The sequence below is a fragment of the Lentzea roselyniae genome, assembly GCF_039537795.1.
GTDB lineage: Bacteria > Actinomycetota > Actinomycetes > Mycobacteriales > Pseudonocardiaceae > Lentzea > Lentzea atacamensis.
In genome coordinates this window covers 24687-49621 of the sequence record NZ_BAABBE010000021.1, presented here as the reverse complement: position 1 = coordinate 49621, position 24935 = coordinate 24687, and the positions used below count along the sequence as shown (strand labels likewise).

21 protein-coding genes are annotated in these 24935 nt (G+C 71.1%); 10 read left to right on the top strand and 11 right to left on the bottom strand.

Going from position 1 to position 24935, the window contains the following annotated elements:
- Positions 1 to 3: 3 nt before the first annotated feature.
- On the bottom strand, positions 4 to 801 hold the full coding sequence (locus ABFX45_RS31290) for a hypothetical protein (protein WP_346133838.1): 798 nt from the start codon (positions 799 to 801) through the stop codon (positions 4 to 6).
- 143 nt (positions 802 to 944) lie between these two features.
- On the opposite strand from ABFX45_RS31290, the gene ABFX45_RS31285 reads away from it, so the two are divergent.
- Genes ABFX45_RS31285 through ABFX45_RS31275 form a run of 3 tightly spaced genes read left to right on the top strand, consistent with a single transcriptional unit; the run spans position 945 to position 4296 of the window.
- A complete protein-coding gene (locus ABFX45_RS31285; protein WP_346133953.1) occupies positions 945 to 1628 on the top strand; it encodes an AfsR/SARP family transcriptional regulator in 684 nt (227 codons plus the stop codon).
- Positions 1625 to 2779: a protein kinase domain-containing protein gene (locus tag ABFX45_RS31280; protein ID WP_346133836.1), complete on the top strand. Its 1155-nt coding sequence runs from the start codon at positions 1625 to 1627 to the stop codon at positions 2777 to 2779. The genes ABFX45_RS31285 and ABFX45_RS31280 overlap by 4 nt, the downstream gene beginning before the upstream one ends.
- 29 nt (positions 2780 to 2808) lie before the next feature.
- Entirely contained in the window at positions 2809 to 4296 is a 1488-nt protein-coding gene (locus ABFX45_RS31275) for an AfsR/SARP family transcriptional regulator (protein WP_346133834.1), read from the top strand.
- Positions 4297 to 4298: 2 nt separating this feature from the next.
- Here the strand turns inward: ABFX45_RS31275 and ABFX45_RS31270 are convergent, their stop codons facing one another.
- On the bottom strand, positions 4299 to 4943 hold the full coding sequence (locus ABFX45_RS31270) for a winged helix-turn-helix domain-containing protein (RefSeq protein ID WP_346133832.1): 645 nt from the start codon (positions 4941 to 4943) through the stop codon (positions 4299 to 4301).
- A 91-nt stretch (positions 4944 to 5034) separates the two neighbouring features.
- On the opposite strand from ABFX45_RS31270, the gene ABFX45_RS31265 reads away from it, so the two are divergent.
- From ABFX45_RS31265 to ABFX45_RS31240, 6 genes are read left to right on the top strand one after another with little or no spacing between them, the layout of a single operon-like run.
- Positions 5035 to 5727 (top strand): response regulator transcription factor, encoded by a 693-nt coding sequence (locus ABFX45_RS31265; RefSeq protein WP_346133830.1) that lies wholly within the window; start codon positions 5035 to 5037, stop codon positions 5725 to 5727.
- On the top strand, positions 5724 to 6977 hold the full coding sequence (locus ABFX45_RS31260) for a sensor histidine kinase (RefSeq protein WP_346133828.1): 1254 nt from the start codon (positions 5724 to 5726) through the stop codon (positions 6975 to 6977). Before ABFX45_RS31265 ends, ABFX45_RS31260 begins: the two co-directional genes overlap by 4 nt.
- A gap of 50 nt (positions 6978 to 7027) precedes the next feature.
- Complete coding sequence (locus ABFX45_RS31255; RefSeq protein ID WP_346133826.1) at positions 7028 to 8884, top strand: fibronectin type III domain-containing protein; 1857 nt, start codon at positions 7028 to 7030, stop codon at positions 8882 to 8884.
- 5 nt (positions 8885 to 8889) lie between these two features.
- Positions 8890 to 9840: an AAA family ATPase gene (locus ABFX45_RS31250; protein ID WP_109640084.1), complete on the top strand. Its 951-nt coding sequence runs from the start codon at positions 8890 to 8892 to the stop codon at positions 9838 to 9840.
- 3 nt (positions 9841 to 9843) lie between these two features.
- Positions 9844 to 10965 (top strand): DUF58 domain-containing protein, encoded by a 1122-nt coding sequence (locus ABFX45_RS31245; RefSeq protein ID WP_346133824.1) that lies wholly within the window; start codon positions 9844 to 9846, stop codon positions 10963 to 10965.
- Positions 10962 to 13040 carry a transglutaminase TgpA family protein gene (locus ABFX45_RS31240; RefSeq protein WP_346133822.1) on the top strand — a complete coding sequence of 693 codons (2079 nt, stop codon included), beginning with the start codon at positions 10962 to 10964 and terminating at the stop codon, positions 13038 to 13040. The genes ABFX45_RS31245 and ABFX45_RS31240 overlap by 4 nt, the downstream gene beginning before the upstream one ends.
- Here ABFX45_RS31240 and ABFX45_RS31235 read toward each other — a convergent pair.
- From ABFX45_RS31235 to ABFX45_RS31210, 6 genes are all read right to left on the bottom strand, one after another.
- On the bottom strand, positions 13037 to 14302 hold the full coding sequence (locus tag ABFX45_RS31235) for a serine/threonine-protein kinase (protein ID WP_346133820.1): 1266 nt from the start codon (positions 14300 to 14302) through the stop codon (positions 13037 to 13039). The genes ABFX45_RS31240 and ABFX45_RS31235 overlap by 4 nt on opposite strands.
- A 35-nt stretch (positions 14303 to 14337) precedes the next feature.
- The gene (locus tag ABFX45_RS31230; RefSeq protein WP_346133818.1) at positions 14338 to 15087 is read right to left on the bottom strand and encodes a hypothetical protein; all 750 of its coding nucleotides are present in this window, start codon (positions 15085 to 15087) and stop codon (positions 14338 to 14340) included.
- The gene (locus ABFX45_RS31225) at positions 15084 to 15614 is read right to left on the bottom strand and encodes a SigE family RNA polymerase sigma factor (RefSeq protein ID WP_109639899.1); all 531 of its coding nucleotides are present in this window, start codon (positions 15612 to 15614) and stop codon (positions 15084 to 15086) included. The genes ABFX45_RS31230 and ABFX45_RS31225 overlap by 4 nt, the downstream gene beginning before the upstream one ends.
- A 64-nt stretch (positions 15615 to 15678) precedes the next feature.
- Positions 15679 to 18378 (bottom strand): RICIN domain-containing protein, encoded by a 2700-nt coding sequence (locus ABFX45_RS31220; protein ID WP_346133816.1) that lies wholly within the window; start codon positions 18376 to 18378, stop codon positions 15679 to 15681.
- A gap of 107 nt (positions 18379 to 18485) precedes the next feature.
- Positions 18486 to 19208 carry an excalibur calcium-binding domain-containing protein gene (locus tag ABFX45_RS31215; RefSeq protein WP_346133814.1) on the bottom strand — a complete coding sequence of 241 codons (723 nt, stop codon included), beginning with the start codon at positions 19206 to 19208 and terminating at the stop codon, positions 18486 to 18488.
- 21 nt (positions 19209 to 19229) lie between these two features.
- A complete protein-coding gene (locus tag ABFX45_RS31210) occupies positions 19230 to 19712 on the bottom strand; it encodes a hypothetical protein (RefSeq protein WP_346133812.1) in 483 nt (160 codons plus the stop codon).
- A 208-nt stretch (positions 19713 to 19920) separates the two neighbouring features.
- Here ABFX45_RS31210 and ABFX45_RS31205 point away from each other — a divergent pair, with 208 nt between their 5' ends.
- Complete coding sequence (locus tag ABFX45_RS31205; RefSeq protein ID WP_233440050.1) at positions 19921 to 21234, top strand: salicylate synthase; 1314 nt, start codon at positions 19921 to 19923, stop codon at positions 21232 to 21234.
- 45 nt (positions 21235 to 21279) lie between these two features.
- On the opposite strand, the gene ABFX45_RS31200 is transcribed toward ABFX45_RS31205, so the two are convergent.
- The 3 genes from ABFX45_RS31200 to ABFX45_RS31190 are packed head-to-tail and all read right to left on the bottom strand — an operon-like array spanning position 21280 to position 24901.
- Positions 21280 to 22302 (bottom strand): FecCD family ABC transporter permease, encoded by a 1023-nt coding sequence (locus ABFX45_RS31200; RefSeq protein WP_109639896.1) that lies wholly within the window; start codon positions 22300 to 22302, stop codon positions 21280 to 21282.
- Positions 22299 to 23300, bottom strand: coding sequence for a FecCD family ABC transporter permease (locus ABFX45_RS31195; RefSeq protein WP_109639895.1), 1002 nt, complete (start codon positions 23298 to 23300; stop codon positions 22299 to 22301). The genes ABFX45_RS31200 and ABFX45_RS31195 overlap by 4 nt, the downstream gene beginning before the upstream one ends.
- Positions 23297 to 24901: a (2,3-dihydroxybenzoyl)adenylate synthase gene (locus ABFX45_RS31190; RefSeq protein WP_346133809.1), complete on the bottom strand. Its 1605-nt coding sequence runs from the start codon at positions 24899 to 24901 to the stop codon at positions 23297 to 23299. The genes ABFX45_RS31195 and ABFX45_RS31190 overlap by 4 nt, the downstream gene beginning before the upstream one ends.
- Between the last annotated feature and the right edge of the window lie 34 nt (positions 24902 to 24935).

Sequence of the window (24935 nt, the reverse complement as noted above, 5' to 3'; positions counted from 1 at the left end):
CGCTCACCCGCTGTGCGCCGACGACGACACGGAGATGGTCACCTTCTTGCCGGACTTCTGCTTGCTGGTGTGCACCTTCAGCCGCTTCTCCATGTCCGGTGAGGTCTTCACCGTCAGCACGGGCTCGACCGGCTTGGGCTTCTTGGTCTTCTTCTCCTCGTTCTTCTGCTTCTGGATCTTCTTGATCTCGCCCTTCTTCTTGTCGTAGTCCTTCTTCGCCTCAGCCAGCTCCTTCTCGGACTGCTTGACCTTCTTCTTCGCCTCCGTCGCCTCGGACTTCGCCTTCTTCAGCGCTTCGTCGGTCGGTGAGGGCTTCTTGACGGGCTTCGCGGCCGGCACGTGCAGGGTGACCTCCGCCTTGCCCGCACCGCTCGCCTGCACGCTGGCGTGGGCGATGGCCGGCGCGGGCGGCTCCGCGTCCTCGACAGCGGCCACGACCTGTCGCTTCACGACCGGCACCACGGCCTTCACAACGGGCTTCGCGACGGGCTGCGCAACCGGCTGTGCAACGGGCGGAGCGGCAGGCTGCGCAGCCACCGGTGCTGGCAGCTCCGGCGCGGGCGGCGCGGCCTCCGTCTGCAGAACGGGCAGCGGCTTCGGTGCCGGGGGCGGCGGCGGGGTGGGCTCCGCCGGCTTCGAGGGAGTGGCCGGCGCCGACTGCGCCGCCGGCCGCTGGTCCGGCTTCTTGTCCTCCGCCGCGAGCACGTTGACAGTCGACGCACCGATCGCGGCCGTCATCAGCCCCGCGACACCGTACAGCGCCGCCCGCTTCAGGTTGCCGCCGTTTCCTGACTCTTCCATGACTCCTCGCTTCGCTAGACGCCTGGCGAGGACAGTCACACCGGCCGGTGCAGAACCAGTGCTCCGCAGGGCAACGGAAATGAACCGCGATTGGACACCCCCTTCCTACCGTCAGGTCCCAAGAGGTGACGGAGGTGACGGAAATGCTGTTCCGCGTACTGGGGCCGCTCGAAGTCGTCCACGTGGACGACAGCAGGGCCGACATCCCGGCCGGGGCGCCGGAACACGTCCTGACCGCGTTGTTGTTGCGCCCCAACACTTGGACGACCGTCGAGAGCCTCGCCGAGGCCGTGTGGCCCGACCGGATCTCGGCGTCTCCCGCCGGCGAGTTGTGGCCGCACGTGCACGAGCTGTGCAGGCGCACACCGCTGTTCGGCGAGACGTCGGCGCGGATCGAGAGCCTGCGCGGCAGGTACCGGCTCAACGTCGGCGAGGGCGAGCTGGACAGCATGGTGTTCGAGCAGCTGGTCCACGACGGACGCGCCGTGCTGCCCACCGATCCGGAGACTGCGGCCCGCTGCTTCCGCGCCGCGGCCGACCTGTGGCGAGGCAGGCCGTTCGCGTCGCTGAACACCTACCACAGCCGGGCGGAAGCGGATCGGCTGACGCGACTGCGGTGGGCCGCGCTGGACCACCTCGTGGACGCCATGATGGCGATGGACCACACCGCCGGCTCGGTGTCGTTGCTGCAGGCGCTCACCGCGGAGGACCCGAAACGGGAACGCACCTGGCTGCGCCTGGTCGAGGTGCTGACCCACGCCGGCCGGCCGCTCGAGGCCGCGGCTGCGTCCCGCAAGGCCGCCCGCGCAGCGGGGATGACGCGATGACCGGCGGAGACGACTTCGAGGTCATCGGCACGGGTCCCGTGGCCACCGTCTACGGTGGAATGTACCTGGCGCTGAAGGCGTATCCGCCGCTGGGAGAGCAGGTGCTCGACGCATTCGAACGCGAGCAGGCAGCGCTGGCCCCGTTGCTCGACGAGGCACCGATCCTGCCGGTCGACGAGGTGGTGTGGCTGGGAGACGGCAATCCGGCGTTGCAGATGGAGCTGTGCCCGGTGTCGCTCGCGGGACTCGTTGCGGCGAGCGGGAAACTGCTCGTGCCCGACGCGCTGGCGATCGGCCACGCGGTCGCCACGGCCGTCGCCGCTGCACACCGCGCCGGTGTCGTCCACGGTGGCCTGACACCGCACAACGTGCTGTTCCACCCGTCCGGCGCACCGGTGGTGGCGGACTTCGGCACGGCGTTGCGCCGCGCGTTCCCGCCGGCCGGAACCGAGTACACCGCACCGGAAACCCGGCGTGACGGCACGATGGACGAAGCCGCCGACCTGTACGGGATCGGTGGTGTGCTGCACCTGGCCCTGACGGGTTCCCCGCCGGGCGGGGACGCGCAGTGGCAGGACTGCCCGGCGGACCTGGTGAAACTGGTGCGGCGGCTGCTCGCCGAGGAGCCCGCGGACCGCCCGTCGACGGCCGACGTCGTGGTCAGGCAACTGACCGCAATGCAGGAGCCGCAGCCAGGACCAGAACCAGAACCAGAGCCCGAACCTGAAGCCGCAGAGCCCGCGAAGCGCACCCGGTTCCGCGCCCGGACGGTGATCGGGGTCGTCGCCACCGCCACCGCACTCGTCACCGTGCCGGTCTTCGTCCACCACCAGCAGGCCAACCCGCCGTCAGCGGCGCCCACGACCACAACGACTACGAGCTCGTCCGCACCCGCCACGCTCACGCTGACCGACCCTGTCGACGGCGGGACGCACGTCGACCTGGCCTGGCAGGCCCCGGACGGCTTCACGTTCGCCGTCGTCGTGGCGGCCGAGAACAAGCAACCGCAGGTGCTCATGGCCCGCAGCCGGTCGATGCGCGTCCCGGTGGAGGGTGTGGGCAGGTACTGCTTCCTCGTCCAAGCCACCGACGGCGCGCGGGTCCTGGAGAGCCCGCCCAAGCCGATCCGCGGAGCGACCTGCAAGGCCTGACGGTGTCATCAAATCCTCATAGTCGTCCTGTGACAGTACGAACCGTGCTGGCAGGAACGACTGGGGGTACGGAGATGCTGTTCCGCGTACTGGGGCCACTGGAGACGGGCGTGCGGGTCGCGCGCAAACCCGCCGCGCTGCTCGCCACGCTGCTGCTGAACGCGGGCGAGTGGGTGGACTGCAACCGGCTGACCGAGGTGATCTGGCCGGATCAGGTCCCTCCGCGATCGGCGCTGTCGAACATCAAGAGCTACGTCTGGCAGCTCCGCCGTGACCTGCCGGACAGCGGGCCGCGAATCGAGGCACGGGCGGGCGCGTACCGGTTGTGCGTGGCACCGGGCGAGGTGGATGCCGAGTGTTTCCGGCGGCACACCGCTGCCGGCCGATCCGCCATGGCACGAGGTGACGCTGCGGAAGCGGTGCGCCACCTGGAAACCGCGGCACGGCTGTGGCGCGGCAGGCCGTTCGCCGAGCTGCCGGACGACGTCGTGGCACCGGTGGTCGCGGAGCTCGAGGAGCTGCGCTGGGAGGTCCGCGAGACGCTGGCCGACGCGTTGACCGCCGTGCGGCGCCACCGCGAGGCGATCGCGCTGCTGCGCGAGCTGACCGCCGCGGACCCGCTGCGCGAAGGACCGTGGGCACGGCTGGTGCTGACCCTCGTGCGGGCGGGCCGCCGCAGCGAGGCGCTGGCGACGTACGAGGACGCTCGGCGCGTGCTCGCCGACGAGCTGGGGGTCGACCCCGGTCCGGCACTCGTCGAGGCTCACCGGCAGGCACTGGTGGAACCGGGAACCCGGCGCGTCCGCTGCGACCTGCCCAGGGCCGTGCCGGACTTCACCGGCCGCTCCCGCGAGGTGGCGAGGCTGACCGAGCTGGGCCGGTCCGCCACGACCACCGTGCCGGTGGTCGTGATCGACGGGACGCCGGGCGTCGGCAAGACCGCGCTCGCTGTGCACGTCGCCCATCGGATCGCCGGGGAGTTCCCGGACGGCCAGCTGTTCGTCGACCTCCGCTCCCCCGACGGTGCGCCGCTCGACGCCGGCCTGCTGCTGGCGCGGCTGCTGCGGGCCGCTGGAGTGCGCGACATTCCGGACGACGTCGTCGAACGAGCGGCGGCCTGGCGTGCCGAGCTGGCCGGCCGGCGCGTGCTGCTGGTCCTGGACGACGCGGCGAGCAGCGACCAGGTCCGCCCGCTGTTGCCCGGCAGTGCCGGCTGCATGGTCCTGATCACCACGCGCACCCCCGTGCTGCACCTGGACGCGATCACGCCGCTGACGCTGGCGCCATTGGCCGCGGCGCAGACCGCCGCCCTGTTCCGTTCCGGCGCCGAGGCGTCCACCGACGACGTCGTGCAGGAGGTGGTCCGCCGCACCGGAGGTGTGCCCACCGCGGTCCGTGCGGCCACCGCGCTCTTCCGAACGCGTCCACAATGGACTCATCGGCAGTTCGCCGCCTGCCTGATGCGCGATCACGCCCACCACGTGACACCGGCGTTGCGCGAGCTCACGGCCGTCTGAGCTCAGCCGCAGCGGTAACCGACGCCACGCACGGTCTGCACGAGAGGAGGAGTGCCGAGTTTCTGCCGCAGCGCCGCGATCACGACGTCGAGCACGTTCGACGCAGGCCTCACCTCGGCGTCCCACGCCGCCGCGATGAGGTCGTCGCGGCGCACCGGTTGCCCGCCCGCGGCCACGAGGCGGGCCAGCACCGCGAACTCCTTGACCGTCAGGTTCAGCGCCCGGCCCTCACGGACGGCGGTGCGCCGGCCGAGGTCCAGTTCCAGGTCGCGGTGGCGCAGCACCGGCGGTGGCGCGACACTGGTCAGGCGGCACAGGCTGCGCACCCGTGCGATCAGCTCCGGCATCGCGAACGGTTTGACCAGGTAGTCGTCGCCGTAGGGCAGACCCTCGACCGAGTTGTCGATGCCGGTCAGGAACAGCACGGGCACCCCGCAGCCGTCCTGGCGGCGTTGCTTCACGTAGTGCAGCGCGTCCCCGGAGGGCAGGATCCGGTCGAAGATGACGCAGTCGTAGGTGTTCACGAACAGCGCTTCGTCAGCCTCCGGCAGGTCGGTGGCGACGTCGACGGCGAAACCCGCGCCACGCAGCGAGGTTTCCACGGCGAAACGTGTGTCCTCGTCATCTTCGGTCACCAGCACGCGCACAGTGATCGACGCTAGCGGATCACCCGGCGTGGACGAGCAAGGCGTTAGGGTGCAGCAGGTCAACCATCTCCGTGACCACCTGAGGGATTCGATGACACGACCGGCGGGAGGGGGCCCTCCGCGCGTGCTGCTCGTCGAGGACTACGAGGACACACGCATCGCTCTCGTGGTGGAGCTGGAGGCCGCGGGCTTCGACGTCGACGCCGCCGCGGAGATCGCCGGCGCGGACAGGTTCCTGAACAGCAACGACTACGACTGCGTCGTGTTCGACCGGCTGCTGCCCGACGGCGACTCGATCACGTACGTCCACCGCAGGCGCAAGGAGGGCTGGGCCACCCCCGTGCTGTTCCTGACCCAGCTGGACAGCGTCACCGACCGGGTCGCCGGATTCGACCACGGTGGTGACGACTACGTGGTCAAGCCGTGTGACATGGCCGTGGTGACCGCTCGCGTCCAGGCGATGTGCCGCCGGGCCGGCCGTGCTCGCCCGTCCGTGCTGCGCCACGCGGACCTCGAGGTCGACTGCGCGCGGCGGGAGACGCGCCGGCGCGGGGTGCTCCTCACGCTCAGCCACAAGGAGTTCGCCGTGCTCGAGCACCTGATCGCACGGGCGGGCACGACCGTGACCAGGTCGGAGCTGATCGAGCACTGCTGGGACACCAGCACGGACCCGATGTCCAACGTCGTCGACAAGGTCGTGAAACGGCTGCGCCAGAAGCTGCTCGAACCGGAGCTGATCCACACCGTGCGCGGCGTCGGTTTCCGGCTGGAGGCCCAGCGGTGACCACCGGTGCCGCGGCCCGCCTGCGCGGTCTGAGGTGGTTGCTCACCGGGTTGTTCACGGCGTTGAACGCGACCGGGGTGCTGCTGGTCGGGTGGCTGCTGCTCGACCTGGACGAGCAGAAGGGCGAGCAGGCGCTCGACGCCGACCTGCGCCGGGTTCCCCCGCTGGTGGTGCGGCACCTCGAGTTCAAGGGCGGCGACCTCGACACGCGCGGGCTCTTCGGCGACTCGATCACGGTCGAGTGCCCGCAGTTCGCGGTGCTGCCCGCCGGCGAAGGGCGGTTCGACCCGTATGTGAGCGGTATGTCCTGTGTGGACGTCGATCTGGCTGTGCTGAGCGAACTCGCCAACGACGCGGTGCGCGAGCGTGTGCCGCAGAGCGCTTATGTGCATGCGACGAACGGCAAGCTCGTCCGGGTCTACGCGCAACCGTTCATCAGCGCGGACGGGCCGTACGTCGGCGCAGTCGTCGCGCACATCGACGCGCAGCAGGAGAAGGACCGGCACGACCGGCGGGTGCTGCTCGTGGCGCTGGGCAGCGTGATCCTCATCGGCGCGCTCGGCGGCACCGGCCACTTCCTGTCCGGACTCGCGATCAGACCGGCGGCGATCGCGCTCGAACAGCACGAGGAGATGCTCAACGGCATCGCGCACGACCTGAAACGTCCGGTCACCGGGCTGCGGGCGCTCGCGGACACCGCGATGCGCAATCCGGGCAGCATGGGCAAGGTGCTGCCGCGCATCATGCGGCTGGCCAAGCGGATGGGCGGGATCGTGAGCACCCAGCTGATGCACGCGAAGTTCGAGGCCGGCGTGCAGCAGCTCGCCATCCAGTCGGTGCAGCTCGACCAGCTCGTCTCCGCCGTTGTCGAGGACATTCCCGCCGACGGCGCCCGCATCACCTTCACGGCCGTGCCGACCAGGGTCGACGCCGACCCGGACCTGATCGGGCGCGCGGTCGAGAACCTGATCGGCAACGCCGTCCAGCACGGCCACCTGCCCGGCAGCGACCCGGTCGTGCACGTGAGCGTGGCCAGCGGGAGGGTGGTGGTCGCCGACGAGGGACCCGGGCTTGACACGGTCGCTGCACAACGCGCGCTGCAGCGGTTCACCAGCAGCGGCGGATCAACGGGGCTGGGCCTCTACCTCGTGCAACGGATCGTGCACGCGCACGGCGGCACGCTCGGGATCTACCGGTCCGAGACCGGCGGAGCGATCTTCGAGATCGCGCTCCCCGCCGGGCGCCGGTAAATGTACCGATCCCGAATGTTTTCTGTACCGGCGTCGTTACCCTTCGCTGTGTGAGTGAACGCAAGCACTCCCGCTGGCCGTTGCTGGGCCTGGTCATCGCCGCCGTCGCGACCGTGACGCTGGCGTTGACGGGTGCCGCGAAAAACGTTCCCGGCCTCGAGTTCATCCCGTCGGGCCACTGGATCGCGAACCCGGAACAAGGGCTCGTGGTCCGCGTGGACGGTGCGACCAAGAAGCCGGACACCCAGGTGTCCGTTCCCGGTGTCACCCCCGGCAGCCAGGTCGTGCAGGACGGCACCCACGGCTACGTGGTCGGCGACGACGACGTGACGATCTTCGGCAAGTCGACGCTCTCCGTGGAGGCGACGGTGCCGGCGCCCGTCAAGGGCGAGCGGTCGGTGCCGATCGAAACCGCGGGCGGGGCCTACTCGGTCTTCCGGCAGAGCGGCCAGATCGTGCGGCTCGGCCTGGAGCCGAAGGTCATGTCCGCAGGAGGCCCGGTCGGACCACCCGTCGCGACCGGTGACGGCACGGTGTGGTTGCACCGCACGGACTCCGGGGCGATCTGCACGGTCGTGCGCGACGCGACGAGCGTCAGCTGCACCGCCGCCGCGCCGGCCGGTCACGCGGGCGGCCTCACCGTCAGCGGCGGGAAGGTCGTGTTCGTGGACACCACCGCCGACACGATGAGCGTCGTCGAGGCGAAGGGGCTCGGTCCCGCGATCAAGCTCGGTGTCGACGCGCCGGCGGACGCCCGGATCGCCACCGCGGACGCCGCGGGCAAGGTGGCCCTGCTCGACCCGGCGGGGAACCGCATGCACCTCGTGGAAGCCCGCGTCGACGAGAAGGGCGCGCTCGCCGAGCAGCGCCCGCCCGCCGCGACCGTGCCGCTTCCGGCCGGCGAGTACGACGCTCCGGCGGTCAGCGGTGAGGCCGTCGTGCTGCTCGACCACAAGAGCAAGTCCGTGCGCACGTACGACAACGGCGGGCGCGAGAAGCACTCCACGCCGATTCCCCAGGAGAAGGGCAGGCCCGAGCTCGTCCGCGGCGAGGACGCGCGCGTGTACGTCGACGGCGGCGAGGGCAAGCACGTCGTCGTGGTGGACAAGGACGGTTCACTCCAGCCGGTGCCCGTCATCGGCGCGAAGCCGGAGGAGCCGAAGCAGCCGGTGCAGCCTCCCGTGGTGCCCCCCGCTGTGCCCACTGTGCCGCCCACCGTGCCGTCCGCAGACAAGCCCGCCGACCGTCCGGTGCCGCCGCCGAACACGAACAGGCCTGTGCCGCCGCCCGCGCGTGCCAACCCGCCGCAGCAGACACCGCCACCGATCCCGGTGACGCCGCCCGGCATGCCGCAGAACCTGGCCATCGCCATCACGACCAAGCAGGTCGACGCGACCGTGACGTGGGGTGCCGCGCCGGCCAACGGCGCACCGGTCACCGCCTACCACATCTCGTGGCAGAGCGAGGGCGGCCGTTCCGGCTCGGCCTCGGTGGCGGGCGGCACGCTGTCCTACGTCGTCAAGGGCATCTGGTCGGGCAAGGACCACCCGTTCACGGTCACCGTGGTCGCGCAGAACAGCGCGGGCCGGGGCGCGCCGGCGACGGCACGCCAGGTGCCGCCGCCGAGCACCAAAAGCATCAGCCTGACCAAGGGCCCGCGCGCACCCGACTGCAAGGAGCCGAACTGCTACTACATGCACATCGTCATGACCGGTTTCGAGCCCGGGACCAGGTACAGCGTGGATCCGCATTCGACGCGCGCCGGCTATTCCAACCCCGGTCACGGCATCACGACCAACGAGCAGGGTCGTGCGGAGTTCAACGCCTTCTACTACCACGGCGCCGGTGACACCGTCTGGGTCACGGCGGACGGGGTGCAATCGAATCGTCTGGAGTGGACCGAGTGAACCAGATGCGTGCGGCCGCGGTGTTCTCCGCGATTTCCAACAACGTCCAGCTGGTGGTCAGGGGCAAGCCGGACGTCGTGCGGCTGGCGATCGTCGCGCTGCTGGCCGAGGGACACCTGCTCGTCGAGGACGTGCCGGGACTGGGCAAGACCACGCTCGCGCGGTGCCTAGCGCGCAGCATCGGCGGTAGCTGGAGCCGGATCCAGTTCACCCCAGACCTGCTGCCCGGCGACATCACCGGAGTGACCGTCTACCACCAGAAGGACGAGAAGTTCACCTTCCACCCCGGCGCGGTCTTCGCGAACGTCGTCGTGGCGGACGAGATCAACCGCGGCACGCCGAAGACGCAGTCCGCGATGCTCGAGGTGATGTCGGAACGCCAGGTCACCGTCGACGGCGTGACGCACCAGGTGCCCTCGCCGTTCCTGGTGGTGGCGACGCAGAACCCGATCGAGATGGAGGGCACCTACCGGCTGCCGGAGGCGCAGCTCGACCGGTTCCTGCTGCGGCTGTCGGTCGGCTACCCCGAGATCGCCGACGAGGTGTCGATCATCATGAACAACTGCACCGGCATGAACGCCGACCGCCTGCAGCCCGTGGTCGAGATCGCCGCGCTGGTGGAGGCGATCAACGAGGTGCGCGGCCTGTTCGTCGACGGGGCGATCTGCGAGTACGCGGCCCGCATCTGCGCCGCGACGCGGATCCACGCGTCGGTGCGGTTCGGTGCGAGCCCGCGCGGCAGCATCGCCCTGGTGCGGGCGGCACAGGCGCTGGCGGCCACCGCGGGCCGCTCGTTCGTCACCGCGGACGACATCAAGTACGTCGCGGTGCCCGCTCTCGCGCACCGGCTCGTGCTGACCGCGGAGGCCGAGCTGAAGCAGCGGTCCACCGCGGATGTCGTGGCGGAGGTGCTGGCGACCACCCCGGCGCCGATGATGAGCGGCGCGGGTCACTAGGTCATGCGGCTGACCGGGCGAGGCACCGTCGTGCTGGTGGTGTCGCTGGGGTTGGGCGCGGCCGGGTTCTGGGGGCGCTACCCGTTGTTCCTGCTGCTGGCGCTCGCGGGACTGGTCGCGGTGGTGGCCGCGGTGGCCGTGACGTTCCGGCGCGTGGGCGTCGAGGTGACGCGCGAGGTGTACCCGGACCGGGTCGAGAGGGGCTCGCAGGCGCTGGGAAAGCTCAAGGTGCGCAACACTTCCGCGCGGTGGCAGCGCGGTTTCCTCGCCAGGGACACCGCCGGCGGCTTCCACCGCACGGTTCAGGTGCACGGCCTGGCACCGGGCACCTCGCGGCCGTACGACTACCACCTGCCGACGCCGGTGCGCGGCAGGATGCCGGTCGGCCCGCTCACGTTGCGCCGCACGGACCCGTTCGGCTTGGCGCACAACAGCGTGACCGTCGGCGACACGGTGACGCTGTGGGTGCACCCGCGCTCGTATCCCGCGTTGGCGCGGACCGGCGGATTCCCCCGCCACCACCACGAGGGCCGGTCGAACGAACACCTGCGCGGCTCACTCGACCTTCGCGAGCTGCGCGAGTACCAGCCGGGCGACGAGGTCCGCGACATCCACTGGAAGGCGACCGCGCGCACCGGCCGGTTGATGGTCAAGGAGTCCGCCGACCCGGACCAGCCCCGGCTCACCGCCGTGCTCGACACCCGCGCGTCCGCCATGCCGCCGTTCGCTTTCGAGGAGGCGGTGGACGTCGCGGCCTCGCTGCTGAGGTCCGCCGCGCTCGCCGGCCACCACGCCAGGCTGCTGACGTCGTGCGGCACGGACCTCGCCACGGCGGGTGGACCGCTGGCGGCACGGCAGTTGCTCGACCAGCTCTGCCTGATGCGTCAGAGCGACGGGACGGGAGCCCTGTTGCCGGCAGTCCGGCATCAGGGCGGCAGCCTGGCCGTGGTGACGTCCGGGGCCGCGGACTCCTCTGAGCTGTCCGGGCAGCGTTCCCGGTACTCCGCGATCTTCCTGCTCGCTCTCGCGCCGGACGGGTACGCGGCCCACGTGCCGGGTGCGCGCGTGCTGACCGCTGCCGACGCCGCCGGAGTTGTGGGGCTGTGGAACGAGGTGCGGACGTGAAGAAACGACTGCCCGTCGCGCTCACCGTCCTCGCCGCCGCCGTGGCCGGGCTGTGTTTCGCGCCTGTTTTCGGTGCCGGCGCACTGCTCCCGGTCATCGCGGTGGTCGCCGTGGTCACCGGCGCCGCAGCACTGCTGTGCGAGTCGCTCGTCGCGTGGCGTCCGCTCGTCGTCACGCTCGCCGGGCTGCTGGCCGTCGTGGAAGTGCTGCTGTTCCCGACCACCGTCCTCGGGCTCCCCACCGGTACGACGCTCGCCCAGCTCGGCGAGGGCGTCACCGAGTCCTGGCAGCTCACCCTGCAGTCGACCTGGCCGGCCCGGCCCGACGCGAAGCTGGTGCTGTTCGTGCCGCTGCTCGTGCTGCTGGCGTCCGTCTTCGGCGTGGAAATCCTGCTGCGCCTGAAGAAACCGGCGCTCGCACTGGCGCCCAGCTTCCTCGTCGTAGCGCTGAGCCAGCTGTTCGGCGCACTCACCGGACCCGCCGCCGTGGTGGCGGCGCTCTCGTACGTCGCCGTCGCCGCAGGGCTGTTCGCGGTGAGCCGGCCGTCGGAAGAACACCAGTCCGCGCAAGCGTTCCTGCCCGCTCCACTGGTCGTCACCGCGGTCGTGGTCGTGATCGGCCTGCTCGTGCCGATGCCAGGCCCGGCCTACTCGCTCAAGCAGGAGCAGCTCGCGCCGGTGTCCGCCCGGATGACCAGTCCGCTCGACGACGTCGCCCAGCGGCGCGCCCATCCGGACGCTCCGGTGTTCAGCGTGCGGCCGGCGTGCGACGAGTGCGTGCCCGACCGGTGGCCGATCGTCGTGCTCGACACCTACGACGGCGTCACCTGGGCGGCCGGCAGCCGGTACCGCAGGCTCGGCACCGAGCTCGCACCTCCCGCCCTCGACGTCCCGGTGCGTCGCCGGGACGCGGTGATCAGCCTGCGCGAGGCGGGAACCAGGTGGCTGCCGAGCCAGACCTGGCCTGCCGCCGTGAGCGGAGCCGACCCGCTGGTGGAGGAAACCGAGGGCAGCCTGCTCGTTCAGAGTCCACTGAGGACGGACACGGCCTACGGGCTGAGCTGGTGGGAGCCGGAGATCGGCGGATCGCTCGACGGTTTCGCGATCGACCCCGGACTGGGTGGCCTGGACGGCGTCGGCACACCGCCACCCGGTGTCGCCGAGCTCGCCACCGGGGCCGTCAACGGCGTCCGGTCGAGCTTCACGTCGGCGCTGCAGCTCGAGCGGTTCCTGCGGGAGAACTACCGGCGGGTGGACGGCGCCGGCGGGCACAGCTGGCCGCAGCTGCGCCGGTTCCTGCTGGACACCAAGGAAGGCACGGGCGAACAGTTCGCCGGCGCGTACGTGGTGCTGGCGAGGATGCTCGGCATCCCGGCCAGGCTCGTCGTCGGTTATCGCACCCCGGAACGGAAGTCCGGCGGCGAGTACGTCGTCTACAACGACGACGTACTCGCGTGGCCCGAGGTGGCGGTCGCCGGCGTCGGCTGGGTACCGCTGGACCCGGCCGGTGCGGCGAAGGGCGGTGGGGGCAAGAACAACGGCCTGACCGCCGCGACGCAGAACGCGCGGGAGAAGCTGCCGCCGGTCCCGCTGGACCCGCCGGTGGCTCCCGGCTCGTCGCGGCAGGCCGAGGCGGATGCGCAGGACCGGTCATTCCCCTTCGCTGCCACGCTGATTCCGGTCGCGGTGCTCCTGCTCGGGTGGCTCGCCGGGGTACCGGTGACGAAGTGGGTCAGGGCCCGCAGGCGACGGCGCAGGGCGGGAACCGGTGCCGTGCACGGCGCGTGGCTCGAGGCGCGCGATCGGCTGCGCGAGCACGGAGTACCGCTCACGGTGGGCATGACCCCGTTGGAGATGGCGGCAGCCGCGGCCGGCGCGGGTCTGCCGGGCGCAGCGGACGGCGTGCGCAGGCTCGCGTCCACAGTGGACATCGCGATGTGGTCGGGCACGACGCCGGGCGAGCAGGTCCGTGACGACGCCTGGGCCGCCGTGCACGCGGTCCGGCGCGGTCTGCGGGCACGGGGTCTTGTTGCACGGCTGCGTGCCGCGGTCGACCCGCGGACGTTGAGGGCCTAGCGCTTGCAGGTGGCGTTCCGCACCGGCTTCGGCTTGCTCTCGTACACGTGGTTGCCGTCGGTGCCCTGAACCAGGAAGCAGTACTTGCGGGTCGGGTCCACCTCGACCTTCAGCGACCGGTTCTGCTGGACGCGCACGACCTTGGGCTTCTCGCCCTCCCCTGCGACCACCACCGCGAACTCCAGCTGTTCCGGGCTCTCCCACCGCAGGTCGACGTGGCTGACGTTGTCGACGGGCTCGGCGAGCTGCAGCACGACCGTCTTCGCCGAAGTCGGGGACGCGGACACGGGCCCCTCACCGCGCACCTGGGGATCGCTGCGCATCAGCAGCACACCCACCGTCACAACGACGAGCAACCCGGCCGCGCCGGCGAGCACCGGCACCGCGGGATGTTTCCTGGTGGTCGTGTCCGGCGCGGAGATGAACACGGGGGCGCCACCCGGCACCGGCGGGCGTTGTGGCGCGGCAGGCCGGTCGGCCGCCGAGAGGCGCCCGAGCCACGTCGCCACGTCACGCATGCTGCTGGGCCGGATCGCCGGATCCTTGGCGAGCAACGCCCTCACCAGCTCGGCCAGCTCGTCGGGCAGGTCGGCCCGGTCCGGCCGCGGCACGGTCGAGCCGAGCACGCGGAGCTTGCGGTCGTCCGGATGTTCACCGAGCCGCGCGGGATGCGGTGACAGCCCCGACAACGCCAGGTGCAGAACGGCACCCAGGCCGTAGAGGTCGGAACGTTCGTCCGCGGTGCCGTGCTCCAGGGTCTCGGGTGCGAGGAAGTCGACCCCGTCGCCACCCTCGTGCGGGAACACCAGGCGCAGCGTGACGCCGAAGTCCGCGAGCACGGGCTCACCCGACGGCCGGAACAGGACGTTGCCGGGCGTGACACCACCGTGGACGACACCCGCCTCGTGCGCGACCGCGAGCGCCTCGGCGAGCGTGCTGCCGAGCGCGATGACGTCCGCGATCGGCAGTGGCCCTTCCTGCTCCACGACATCGGTCAGCGACTGCGTGCACAGCTCCATCCGCAGCGCGGTCCGGTCGCCGACGTCCTCCAGCCCGTCCGCGACCAGCACCGCCGGGACGTTCAGCCGCGCGACACGGGCGAGCTCGCGCTCGACCTCGGCGCGGGTGCGGCGGGGCAGCTTGGCGCGGAACACCTTGAGCGCCACCGCTTCACCGGTAGCGGCGCGGATGCCCGCGTAGACCGTCGCCCTCGGCCCGGTGCCACGCGGCACCAGGTCACCGAAACCATGATCAGCCCCCATCGCGGTCTCATCCTAGCGCCGCAGGGTGGTCGTGGTCAGCCGCGTTCGAAACCTCCCCACACGGCGTGGCTGCCCGCCATCACGCCGTACCGATCGTCCTTGGCGTCACGCGCACCGCGGGTCTGGTTGAACTGCACGGCGAAGGCGTGTTGCCCGGCCGGCACCGTGCGCCCCGGCTTGAGGTCCCAGCGGTAGACGAGCTCGCCGTCGGCCTCTCCCACTGTGATCGTGAAGTCGTCGGCGGGCATGGTCTGCCAATGGCCACTGCTCTGCACACCGCCCGTCTGCGCGATGCGAACCTGCACGGTGAGCGCGGTCAGCCGCTGCGTGGTGCCGATGACGAGCGTGTCCTGGCTCCAGAAGGTGTGGCTGTTCGGATCAACGGTGCCCTTCGACGACAACGGTCCGTCGGTCGGCCTGCTGCCGGTGGAGTCCGGCACCTCCGGCACCCGCGTCGTTGCCGGCGGGTCCGGCTGGTTCGCCGCGGGCGGGCGAACCACGGAACTCGTGGTGGCCGGTGCGGAGCTCGTGTTCGAGACGCCGGGCAGCATCGTGTCCTGGGGCGGCGGTGAGGTCCCGACCACGGCGACGGCCAGACCCGCGGCCGCCAGGATGCCGGCCGCGGTCGCACCGGCGAACGTCACCTTGGACCAGGACCTCGCCCGGCCGGACGACGGGCGAGTGGTCGTGGCCATGCCGCGCTCGACGCGGGCCAGCATCCGGGCGCGGTCCGGCCGATGAGCCTCGGCGGACTCCCGCAGCTGCCTGCTGATCTGCTCGTTCATCGGCTCGCCCTCCCCGCGATCGCGTTCCCGGCCGCTCTCGCACCGAGCACGCGTTCCAGCTCCGCCATCCCCTTCGAGGTCTGGCTCTTCACCGCGCCGACCGAGATTCCCAGCGCCAGTGCGGTTTCCTTTTCGGACAGGTCGAAGGCGTGCCGGAGGACGACGCACGCCCGCTTCCGGAACGGCAGCCGGTCCAGTGCGGCCCGGACGTCGACCACCGCGGCGACGTCCGGACCCTGCACCTGCTGCGGAGCGCGTGACCAGAACAGCGCTGTCCGGCGCCGTTCGCGGGTCGCGCTGCGGATCCTCTCCTTGGCCAGGTTGGCGACCACGCCGCGGGCGTAGGCCAGCGGCTGTTCGGCCTGGCGCATCCGGTCCCAGCGTTGCCACAGCGCGACCAGGGCGTCCGCGGCCAGGTCGTCGGCGGCCTCCGCCTCACCGATCAGCAGCCACGCGAACCGGGCCAGTTCGGCGTGGTGACGCTCGAAGAAGTGGTGGAACTCCGCCGATCTGTCGTCGACGAGCATGTTTCTCGATAGCCCTCTCACCGCCGCGCCCCGCCGGGGCGGCAACTTACCTGCAGCCGGTGGCTCAGGACTGGTCGCCGTACAGCACCCCACGGCCGTTGGTACCCACGTAGACCCGTCCGAACAGCTCGGGATCCCCGGTGATCACACCGCCGACGGTCCCGCCGAACTGGTTGCGGTCGTCGTTGATCCTGGTCCACGAGGCGCCACCGTCGATCGAGCGGAAGATCCCCGTGACGTCCTTCACCGTGCCGATGAGGTAGAGGGCGTGGTAGCGGGCGCCGGGAGCGGCCTTGCCGAATCCCACGGCACTGGCGCTCTGCACGCCGTTCAGCTTCGTGAAGGTCGTGCCGCCGTCCGTGGAGCGCAGCAGCCCGCCGCCGTACGTGATCCACAGGTCACCCGCGTTGCCCGGTGCGGCCTTGAGGCTTCCGGTGGCGAGACCGGTGGCACGGGCGTTGAAGGTCTTGCCGCCGTCGGTGCTGGCGAACAGGGTGCCGCGGCTGAGCGCGTAGAAGGTGCCCGCGGTGGCGCGGTCGGCCACCACCGTCGTGCCCGACGGCAGGCCGGAGGACGCCTTCCAGGTCTTGCCCAGGTCGGTGGAGACATGGGGCAGCTGCCCCGACGCGGTCCACACGACGGTGCCGGCGTCGGCCGAGATCGCCACGGTGCCGCCGCCCGCGGCGTTCACCGGAGACCCGGTGAAGGGTGCCCAGGTGACACCGCCGTCGGTGGAGTAAGCGCCGCGCTCCTCGTGGCTGTAGCCGACGCGCACCACGACGTTCGGCTTGGCCTGGGCGAAGTCGATGCCGGTCGTGTTCCGGAACAGAGGCCCGGACGACGCACCGGCCGGCACCTTGGTCACGTCGTCGTGGCGGAAGCCGCCGATGTCACCGAGCGCGCTGATCAGCTTGCCGCCGGGTGGCGTGACGAGACCGAGCACCGCGGTTTCCTCCAGTCCCTTGACGGGGATGCTCCAGTGCGTGGGCCGCCCGCTGTCGGCCGCGGTCACGTCCTTGCTCGCCCACAGTCCCGCACCGGTGCCGTACAGGGCGTGGCCGGAGTCGAAGGGGTCGATCGCCAGCGCGCCCATCCAGTGGCCGATGCCGGTGCCGACGTACGGTGCCCCGGAGGCATCGCGCACGGACGTGGCCCCGAGCGCCTTCCAGGTGTTGCCGCCGTCGGTGGAGCGGAACAGCTCGTCCGACGGCCACCAGCGGTCGAGGGTCGTGACCATCACCGTAGCGGGGCGCTGCGGGTCCACCGCGAGACCGGCGTAGCCGAAACCGGTGCCCGGCATGGGTGAGATGTCCTTCCAGGCGCCGCTGGCAGGGGTGTACTTCCACACCGAACCGGCCTTCACGCCGTTCGGGCCGGGAACGTCGGTGTAGGTCAGGTACAGCGAGCCGTCCCCGGACAGCACGCCGTGGTGCGGCAGGTGCCCGGTGGGCTGGCCCGCGACGGCCTGCCAGGTGTCACCGCCGTCCGTGGAGCGGTACAGCGAGGTGGTCTTGTCGGCGACACCCACGTAGATCGTCTTGCTGCCCGCGGGCCCGAAGGTCACGAAGGACAGGCCGACTCCGCTGCTGCCGCCGTCCTTGACGGGGAAGCTCGGAACCTGGCTCCACGTCGCGCCGAAGTCCGTGCTGCGCCACAACCCGTTCTTGCGGGTGCCCAGGTACACCGTGCCGTGGTTCGCGGGGTCGATCGCGAGCCGCTCGCCCATGGAGCGGCCGTCCTCGTTGCTGCCCAGCTTGAACGGCAGCTCGGTGCGCTGGAACGTGGCGCCCTGGTCGGTGGAACGCAGGATCGCGCCGTTGCCGGCCCACTCGTTGGTGTAGGTGCCGGTCGCGAGGTACAGACGTCCCGGCTCGACCGGGTCGGTCGCGATGCTTTCGATGCCGAGCATGTTCCAGTCCGCGACCCAGTCGGTCAGCGGGATCCACTGCCCGGCTCCGCCGTCCCAGCGGTAGGCGCCGCCCATGTCGGTGCGTGCGTACAGCAGACCCTTGCGGCTGGGGTTGAAGACGAAGCCGGTGACGAAGCCGCCGCCGGCGATCTGCACGTTGCGCCAGGAGTACCGGCCGGAGCCCGCCGCAACCGGAGACGACGTGGCCGGCGCGCTGGAGGTCTGGGTGGGCTTCTGCTGAGCGGCGATCACCGCGGGAGGCCTGGGCGCTGCGGGCTTGGTGGCCTTGGCGAGCTTCCACCGCTTGGCGGCGCCGTCCCCGTCGGCGGTCTGCACGACCGCCTGGCCGTCAGCGCCCTCGTTCACGCCGAGCACCATCCCGCTGCTGCGCGAGACGATCTTCACCTCGCCGTCGCCGGCCTCGCTGATCTTCCACTGCTGCGTGGGTGCACCGGTGTCCGACTGCTGTTCGACGTTGGCGGACGACGCGTCCCGCACACCCAGCACCTTGGAGCTGTTGTGGTTGACCAGCTGGTGGTAGCCGTCACCCACCGGCCGCACACGCCACTGCTGGCTCGCCGAGTCGCCGGTGCGCTGCTCCTGCTGGATCCGGACGCCGTCCGCGCTCTCCGATCCGGCCACGTCCAGCGCGTTGCCGGTCTGCGCGGAGACGAACTCGTAGTAGGCACCGGCGTCGACGGCCACCGCGTCCGAGTCGTTCAGCACCAGCCCGACGCAGGCGCCGGCGACCACCGAGGCGCTCAGCGCGGCGGCGGCGATCACCGTCCCACGCCTGCCGGCGCGCTTGCGTGTCTGCGGGGCGACGCGACGGCCGCGGCGCACGGACTCACTCATTGCAGCACTCCTGGGGTCTGATCGTCTGCGGTGCTGCCCCGTGGTTGCCGCCGTCGCGCGAAAGGTTTCCGCCCGGTCAGGAATTTCTCAAACTCGAGGACTGGGCTCTATTCGCACGCGACGCCGTCCTTGTCGCGGTCGAGCGCCGGCCGGTAACCGGGCTGTCCGGCGTAGAGCGGTGCCGCGCCGGCCGCCTTCGCCGCCGCGCAGTTGGCGTAGTACGCGGCCGCCGGCGGTGCGGGCTCGGGCTCCGGCTGTGGTTGCGGTTGCGGTTGCGGTTGCGGTTGCGGCACAACAGGTTGCGGCGCGGGCTTCACATCGAGCCCACCGCACGACGGACCCCAGAACCCGAGCGTCGCCTGCCTGGCGACCGCTTGCGCCTGCTGAATCGCCGCGTCCGCCGCGGCTTCCGCCCGAGCAGCGCCCTGACTCACCGCGAGAACCGCGTAGTCCGCGCCATCGACCAGCAGCAGTCGCGAGCCCACAGCGGTGACCGGCTTGCCCACCAACGTCTTCGTCGCGAACTCGACCGCCGGCGCGGCCCAGCACTCACCGGGCTGGGAGAGTCCGGCGATCTGCACGTTGGTGCCGTTCGACAGGACCACAGTGCGCCCGTCCACGATCGACGCCACGGTCACCGGCGGCGGGGTCGTGGTCGTCGTCGTGCTGGTCGTGGTCGTCGTGGTCGACGTCGCGGAGGTCGCAAGACCGGTTGGCTCCCGCGTGGTGCACGCGTTGATCGCGGACAACACCAGCAGGAACACGACCATGATCATCACGCCGCCACGGGCGTTCTTCGGCAGTTGTCGCCAGAGCTTGAGTGCGGCCATGGCCGTGCATCGCGACGCCTACTACGCAGTGTTACCTGCGTCACCCGGACGGTCTACTCGTGGGCGATACAGGTCGAGGGCGGCGCGCAACGCGTCAGCCTTCGCTTCGACGCTCTTCGGAACGGTGGAGGAAAAGCTGTAGACCGCCAACGGGCTGAGCCACTCCTCGTCGCCCGACTTGAGCAGCAGAACGATGTCGGCCTGCCCGAGGAAGACCAGGATGTCGCCAGGAGTGAGCCGGGTGTGGACAGCTTCCACGTCACCCCACGAGAAGCGGCGGGTGCATTCGAGCTGGCGCACTTCGATTCCGTCGGGCGAGTACCTCACACCCATGATCAAGCTGCGGCACGCGCCGAACCCGCCCAGCACCAACGCCGGCGTGCCGGTCACGACGCTGGAGACGACAGCCTCCCGGTCGGCGATCGCACCCGCGATCATCACGAAGCCGACCAGCATGAAGACCAGCGCCAGCAGCAGCAGAACAAAGCGCCACGGCGAGCTCATGTACCCACTGCCGTTCAACACAGACCTTCCCACAGCATGGCCAGGTGGCGAACCGACCATCTCACGTCCGCCGAGGTGTGATCTATCTGGCTCTGTCCGGTCATTCGGACCTGTAGAGGGTCTCCTTACTTAGGTTAGGATCACCTTGGTTTGGGCCTGCCCCCGGCCGACCATGCCGAGATCCGGCGCCGAAGACGAGGAGTTGGGTGTGACCGAGTACGACCGTGAAGAGATCGCGACAGGGTCGGCTGATCCGCTGGACCTGGTAACTCGGCTGGCGCGGTCCGGATTCGACGACTACGTGGTCTACGAGCGCGCGGGCACCTGGACGTTCGCCGGCGGCGCCCTGGCCACGGTGACGCTGGACGCTCAGCGGGTGCGGGTCGAGGCCGGCGGTGAGGTGACCGAGCGGTCCTGGTCGGGCTCGCCGGGTCAGGCGCTGCGCGAGGCGCTCGCGGAACTGCCGGTCACCGGCTGGCGCGCGTACGGCCGGGTCAACTTCGGCTTCGCCTCGCTGGTACCGGGTCTGGCCCTGCGCGGTGCCGCGGCGCCCGACGGCGAGGTGGTCCGGCTGATCGTGCCGCGGGTCGAGGTGACGCTGGACGAAGGCGCGGCCGTGGTGCGCGGTGTCGACACCGCCGAGCGGGCGCGCGTGCGTGACCTGCTGATCGCCGACGTCGAGCTGGACACCGGGCAGGCCTCCGCGGTCGACATCACGGCGGACAGCGCCAACTACCGCGAGCGGGTCGCGCAGGCGGTCAAGGAGATCCGGCAGGGCCAGTACCAGAAGGTCATCCTGTCGCGGTCGGTGCACATCCCCTTCCCCGTCGACATCGTGTCCACCTACGAGCTCGGCCGCCGGGGCAACACCCCGGCGCGGTCGTTCGTGCTGCGCCTGGACGGTGCCGAGGCCGCCGGCTTCAGCCCCGAGATCGTCGTGTCGGTCGACGACGCGGGCCACGTCGTCACGCAGCCGCTGGCGGGCACCCGCGCCTTCGGCCGGGGCGCCGAGATCGACGCGGCGGCGCGCTACGAGCTCGAGAACGACCCGAAGGAGATCTTCGAGCACGCGGTTTCGGTGCGCACGGCGCAGGAGGAGCTGCGCCGCATCTGCAAGCCGGAGACCGTGCACGTCGGCGACTTCATGGGGATCAAGGAGCGGGGTTCCGTGCAGCACCTCGCCTCGCTCGTCAACGGCGAGCTCAGCGAGGGCCGGTCGGCGTGGGACGCGCTGGAGGCGGTGTTCCCGGCGGTGACCGCGTCGGGCATCCCGAAGCGCGAGTCGCTGGACGCGATCGCCCGCATGGACGGCAGCCGCGGCCTCTACTCGGGCGCGGTCGTCGCGATCGACGCCAACGGCTCGCTGGACGCCGCACTCGTGCTGCGCGCGGTGTACCAGGAGGGCGACCACGCGTGGCTGCGCGCTGGAGCGGGCATCGTGGTCGACTCGACGCCGGACCGCGAGTTCGAGGAGACCTGCGAGAAGCTGGGCTCGGTCGCACCGTTCGTGGTGCCCGCCTGACCTGACGCGCATCGCCCCCGCCCTGAAAGCGGGGGCGATGCCGTGTCACGACTTTCGCCACAGCAGCCAGGCGAGGTAGACACCGCCCAACGCACCGGTCGCGACACCGACGGGCAACGCGCCGCCGATCCGTTGCGCGGTGAAATCCGCTGCCAGCACGAGGAAAGCGCCCATCCAGGCCGCGGGCAGCAATCCTGCGCCGGACGACCGGATGAGCCGCTTCGCCAGTTGCGGCGCGACCAGCGCCACGAACGCGATCGGCCCGGCCGCCGCCGTCGCCACCGCACACGCCGCCGTGCCGGTGATGAGCAGGTACACGCGCGCGCCTTCGACCGGAACGCCGAGACTCTGCGCCACCTCGTCGCCCATCTCCAGCATCTCCAGCCACCGCACGCCGAACAGCAGCGCGGGCACCAGCACCACGAGCGCGATCACGACGGGCCACAGCTGGGTCCAGCCGAGGTTGTTCAGGCTGCCGGTGAGCCACACCGTCGCGCGCGCCACGTCGGCGACACCCGCGTTGACGATCAGGTAGAAGTTGACCGCCTGCAGGATCGCGCTGACGCCGATCCCGGTCAGCACCAGCCGCATCCCGAGCACACCGCGCTGCCACGCCAGCAGGTACACGAGCAGCGCCGTCGCCAGGCCACCCATCAGCGCGCCCGCCGACACCGCGCCCGGACTGCCGCCGACGACCAGGATGACGAGCAGGCCGCCGGTCGCGGCACCGTAGTTGAAGCCGATGATGTCCGGGCTGCCCAACGGGTTGCGCGACAGGCTCTGGAACACCGCGCCGCTCATGCCGAGCGCCGCGCCGACCGCGATCGCGATCAGCACGCGGGGCAGCCGCAGGTCGAGCACCGCGTAGTTGGTGATGCGGCTGCCGTTGCCGAGCAACGTGCGCACCACGTCGAGCGGCGCCACCGGAATCGCACCGGTGCCGAGCGCGATCACGCCGACGACCACGATCGCCGCGACGACACCGAGAGAGACGACGAGTGAACGCCGTCGCGCCTGCGAGCGAGGGTGCAGGTTCTGGACGACGGGAGCCGAGGCGAGCAGCGTCATGCGCGGACCGCCTTGTTGCGCCGCAACAGGATCAGGAACACCGGCCCGCCCAGCAACGCCGTCACCACACCCACGTCGATCTCCTCCCGCGCCATCACCCGCCCGAGCACGTCGGCCAGCAGCAACAGCGCCGGCGCGAACACCGCGCAGTACGCCACCACCCACCGCTCGTCAGGCCCGGTGATCACCCGGACCATGTGCGGCGCAACGAGACCGACGAACACCAACGGGCCCACGGCCGCAGTCGCCGCGCCGGCCAGCAACGTCACCGCGATCAGCGTCAGCAACTGGGTCCGGCCGAGATTCGCTCCCAGCGACCGGCCCATCTCCTCACCGAGCGACAGCACGTTCAACGGCCGCGCCAGCAGGAGCGCCAGAACCAGCCCCACCACCAGGAACGGCGCAACGTCCGTCAGCGTGCCCAGGTCCGCGCGTTCCAACGCGCCCACGGTCCAGAACCGCATCTGGTCCAGCGCGTTCTGGTCCAGCAGGATCACCGCCTGGGTGAACCCGGTCAGCGCTGCCGACACCGCCGCACCCGCCAGCGCGAGCCGCACCGGTGACGCGCCCGTCCTGCCCGCGATCACGTACAGCACCGTGCCGGCCAGAGCGGCACCCGCGAACGCGAACCAGACGAACGCCCGCAGATCCGTCAGCCCCAGCACGCTGATCGACAACGCGGCGGCGGCGGAAGCGCCCGCGTTCACACCGAGCAGGCCGGGATCTGCCAAGGGGTTGCGGGTCAACGCCTGCATCAGCGCGCCGGCCACGCCGAGCGCCGCACCGGCCGCTATGCCGATCAGCGTGCGCGGGATCCGCAGCTCCCACACGACGAACGCCGAGTCGGAGCCGTCCCGGGAGGCCAGCACGTCCAGCACCGTCGACAACGGGATCGACCGAGAGCCCACCGCGAGCGACAGCAGCGCGACGAACCCGAGTGCGACCACGCCGAGCACCAGTCCCGCGCCGCGGGACACCGCAGGCGCCCTGACGCTCACCCGTTCTCACCGGTGAGCAACCGCACCAGCGCGACCTTGGACACCTTGCCGACCTTCGTCTGCGGGAACTCCTCGAGCACCTCGAGCCGGTCCGGCAGCTTGTACGCGGCGACACCGCGTTCCCGCAGGAACGCCGTCACCTCGCGCAGGGTGGGGGCCTCACCCTTGACCACGATGAACGCGCACGTGCGTTCGCCCATCACCTCGTCCGGCATGCCGACGACGGCGGCGTCGTGCACGGCGGGATGCGCGAGCAGGTGGTTCTCCAGCTCCTCGGCGGGGATCTTCTCGCCACCGCGGTTGATCTGGTCCTTGCGCCTGCCCTCGACGATCAGGTGCCCGGACGGCAGCTGCCGCACCACGTCGCCGGACCGGTAGAAGCCGTCCGCGGTGAACGCGCGCGCGTTGTGCTCGGCGGCGCGGTAGTAGCCACGCAGCGTGTACGGACCACGGGTGAGCAGCTCGCCGCTCTCGCCGGGTGCGACCGGTTCGCCCTCCTCGTCGACGATCAGCAGCTCGTCGGCCGGGCACAGCGGGGCGCCCTGGGTGGTGATCTTCAGCTCATCGGTGTCGTCGAGCCGCGTGAAGTTGAGCAGGCCCTCGGCCATGCCGAACACCTGCTGCAAGTCGCAGCCCAGCGTCTCGCGCACGCGCGCGGCCGGCTCGGGGTTGAACTTCGCACCGCCGACCTGGAGCAGTTCCAAAGTGGACAGATCGGCGTCCATGAAGTCGACGACGTCCATCCACAGCAACGCGATGGGCGGCACGACCGCGGTCACCGTCACGCGTTCGCGTTCGATCAGCTCGAACGCGGTGTCCGCGCTGGGATCCGGCGCCAGCACGACGGTGCCGCCGGTGGACATCGCGCCCAGCAGGCCGGGTGAGGCGAGCGCGAAGTTGTGCGCCGCGGGCAACGCCACCAGGTACACGGTGTCCGCGGTGAAGCCGGAGACCTCCGCACTCGCGCGCGCGTTGTAGAGGTAGTCGGTGTGCGTGCGGGGAATCAGCTTCGGCGTACCGGTCGTACCGCCCGACAGCAGGAACAGCGCCGGCGCGAACGGGTCCGCCGCGGGCAGCTCGACCGGGTCGGCCGCGGGCAGCGGGGCGAACTCGGCCGGGTCGCCGGCCACGAACACCTGACGGACCGAGGGCACCGCCTTGGTCACGGTCCTCGCGAGCTCGCGGTAGTCGTAGCCCGCGCCGTCGTCCTCTGCGACGAAGTACGCGACCGCCCCGCTCAGCTCGCAGAGCGGCACGATCTCGCTTTCGCGGTGCGCGGGCAGCGCGAGCACGGGCAGCACCTGAGCGCGCATCAGACCGAAGAACAGCGCGACGAACTCCGGCACGTTCGGCAGCTGCACCAGCACGCGGTCCTGGGGCACCAGACCGGCGGCGACGAGCCCGGCGGCGATCCGGTCCGCCCACGCGTCGAGCTCGGCCCACGTGAAACGGGTGCCGTCAGCGGCGACGAGCGCGGTCCGGTCCGGGTGACCTTGAGCGCCGTCACGCAACAGCACGTCCAGCGTCTGCTCGGCCCAGTACCCCTCCGCCCGGTACCTCTCGGCCAGTTCACCAGGCCAAGGCACGCAGCCGTCCAGCATCTCGACTCCCTGAAGTCACGGCGAGAAAGTTAGG